The organism is uncultured Succinatimonas sp., assembly GCF_905203285.1.
In the GTDB taxonomy this organism is placed as follows: domain Bacteria; phylum Pseudomonadota; class Gammaproteobacteria; order Enterobacterales; family Succinivibrionaceae; genus Succinatimonas.
On sequence record NZ_CAJKVK010000137.1, the window covers coordinates 1 to 2,941 of the forward strand.

At 36.1% G+C, this 2,941-nt stretch carries 4 protein-coding genes; 2 read left to right on the forward strand and 2 right to left on the reverse strand.

Going from position 1 to position 2,941, the window contains the following annotated elements:
* A partial coding sequence (locus tag QZ019_RS09595) for a transposase (RefSeq protein WP_295484586.1) occupies positions 1–592 on the reverse strand: 592 nt, incomplete at its 3' end.
* Positions 593–738: 146 nt separating this feature from the next.
* Between QZ019_RS09595 and QZ019_RS09925 the strand changes: the two genes are divergently transcribed.
* Positions 739–891, forward strand: a complete 153-nt coding sequence (locus tag QZ019_RS09925; RefSeq protein WP_366936841.1) for a transposase — start codon at positions 739–741, stop codon at positions 889–891.
* Between the two features lie 218 nt (positions 892–1,109).
* Here the strand turns inward: QZ019_RS09925 and QZ019_RS09600 are convergent, their stop codons facing one another.
* Positions 1,110–1,655, reverse strand: a complete 546-nt coding sequence (locus tag QZ019_RS09600) for an NAD(P)H-dependent oxidoreductase (RefSeq protein ID WP_009144200.1) — start codon at positions 1,653–1,655, stop codon at positions 1,110–1,112.
* Positions 1,656–1,876: 221 nt separating this feature from the next.
* On the opposite strand from QZ019_RS09600, the gene QZ019_RS09605 reads away from it, so the two are divergent.
* Positions 1,877–2,782, forward strand: a complete 906-nt coding sequence (locus QZ019_RS09605) for a LysR family transcriptional regulator (RefSeq protein WP_294565912.1) — start codon at positions 1,877–1,879, stop codon at positions 2,780–2,782.
* Positions 2,783–2,941 lie beyond the last annotated feature (159 nt).

Below are 2,941 nucleotides of genomic sequence, written 5' to 3' on the forward strand. Positions count from 1 at the left end.
CGTGATTGTTTAATTCAAATTCACATTGAATGGAGGCATACCACCCGTCGGCTTCTTGTCTTACGGTAACGTTCTTAGGTATTCCTTCTATCTTTCTTGAATTGCGGTATCTGACATAGCCGATTTTGGGAAGAAATATCCTGCCGTTGTCTTCGTCCGCCTTAAAACCCTGCGGATAACGGAATCCGTCATCGCTGTGTCTTTTCTTAAACTTCGGATAGCCGCCTTTACCTTTAAAAAACTTTTTAAACGCTTCATATAAGTCCATTACTTTCTGCTGCAGGACTTGACTGTGACAGTATTCTTTAAAAAAAGGATATTCTTCCTTTAATCTTTTTAAAGCGTAATTAAATGAATATTGATTAAGTGTCGGTTTAACACATAGAGCTTTGGCTTCATCTTCACTTAAAGCTTCACTAAAACACAGTCTTGATTCAATTTCGTCTAAATAATCTTGATATTGCTCTTTTTCCTCACCAAGTAACGCGTTATAAGCAAAACGACAGCAACCGGAGAAATTGCGAAAAGCCTGCTCCTGCTTCCTTGCAGGACGCAGTTTATACTTAAAGGCAAGACGCATTGGCTCCGACATTTATTACTCTTATCTTATTGTTTATAAACAAAAAACGCCGTTTATCATACCCATTGTCCCGTTTAGAAGCCATACATAAATGAGATATTTGCAACTAAATCTCTTAAAAAAGCTTAATCACACAAATAATTAACTAACTCAAAACCATCTTTGAAGCTGTATGCCCGCAATTTAATGCTGAGCTTATTGAGTTTGACGGTGAAAAAGAACACGTACATTTATCAGTTTTAAATCTGTCTCAATTATCTATCACAGAGCTTATTTTCAGGCTTAAGAAACATCTTCTTTATTATCCCTAAGCGTAAGTATCTTACCGTTAAAGCTAAGCTGTTTTTAGTTTATTTTTGTCTTCGATTTTTGTTAAATACTGATTTTTTAGAGCTTGTAATAAGGAAAGAGCATTAAAAGTTAAAGAGTTGCAGTGATATGTATGGAAAAACAAAGAGGTCAGATTGGAGAGGTGCTGTTGACATAAGACAATCCTCAGTCAAAAGAGGATTGTCTTTATTTATTGATATCAGATTGTATTAATAAGGCTTATTACACGTTTTGCGTGTTCACAGGCTTTGGCTTTAATTTGGCTTAAAGAAGCTTCATCAGTGCGCAATTGGTATGAAACCCCACCTGTGTAAACATAACCCTTAAACTCCATACCGCATAAATTGCAAATCCCGTGAATGGGATAAAGCATATGATCAATGCCGCCGTTGGCAAAAAACGTTTCAGGAGCTCCTGTAGTAAAGGAAGCAATTAACTTTTTGCCTTGCAGGCTTTTGCCCTTAGAACCGTGAGAAAAACCGTGTACGAAGGTCTTTTCTACCCATCTGTGTAAAAGCGAAGGCATTGAATACCAGAAAATAGGATACTGGAAAACAATAATATCTGCTTTTATGAGTTTTTCCTGTTCTTTTTTAACATCAATATTAAAATCAGGATATTGTGCATCTAATAAATCAAAAACCGCATCAGGCAATTGCTGCTTTAAATTTTCAAGAATAGTTTTGTTGGCTACGGAATCTTGTTCAAGATCTGTATGTCCTGATACTACGAGTATATTTTTCATTGCATTACCTCAGTTCACATTGACGGCAAAAGTATAGATCTAAGTCTATCCTTCACGATAAATATGAAAATTTAACTCAATTGTTGTGTTTTTGTGCAAATTATTTAAAAACGCTTTTTTAGATTACATTTAAAAGGTGTATATATTTAATGTTGCGGATTTTATTGCCGATCTTTCCTTAAACGATGTATGGCTGAGCTGCTTTTGGAGATGTATGTTATATGGATTTAAGGGTTTTACGATACTTTATTGTTGCTGTGGAAGCTAAAAGCATTAACGAGGCGTCAAGGCAGCTTTATGTTACTCAGCCCACTTTGACCAGGCAATTTCATGAGCTTGAGGAAGAGGTCGGGCATAAGCTTTTTGAGCGCTCAAAAAACGGTATTAAACCTACCGAGAAAGGTCTTTTACTATATCAGCGCGCCGTTGAGGTGTTGGACATGGTATCGCGCATGAAAAAGGAAATAAAAACATCTGACAAACTTGAAGGCGTTATTTCTTTTGCGGCAGCGGAAACCCCGACCATGCTTAATATTGCCAAAGTAATGCATGAATTTAATCAAAAAAATCCTTTTGTGTATTTTGATTTGATGACGGCAATCAGACAGCATGCGTTAAATTATCTTGAAAATGGAATATGTGAGCTGGCTCTAACGGTTCATATGCCGGATCCGTCTTTTGCCTTTTTAAAAATACATGATAAAAATCGTTTCGGAATTTATACCCTTAAAGGAAGTGTTCTTTCTCAAAAACAAAAGATTTGTCCTCAAGATTTGCGCGGTTTACCGATGATTATGTCAAAAACTATGTTTCAGAATAAAGCATTGGAAGGATGGTTGGGGTTCCCTCCTATCAATCTGCGAATTGCTGCTACATGCGATTTTATAAATAATGCAGTTATGCTGGTTAAAAGCTCTTTAGGACATATTATCGCTTTTGACGGTTTAATCGGCGATCACTCGGACTTTAACAATGACGTAGTTTTTGTTCCGTTTGAACCTACTTTGTATTCTGAAAGTTATATTGTGTGGAAAAAAGACCGCATGCTTTCTCAGCCTGCTCGGATATTTTTAGATGAGCTTAAAGCTGGTTTAAAAATTTCTGATAAAAACGAAGCTCGTACTTAAGTAAGGCATGCAGGATCAAAGCGGTATTTGCCCAAAAGATAGTCTTTAAGCTCCAAAACGGCAGGTGAGCTGTCATTTATCAGTTTTGATAAAAGTTCGTCTTTATGAATTTGCGATATTTTTGATAATCCTTCTTTTTCAAAAAATTTTTGATTTTCC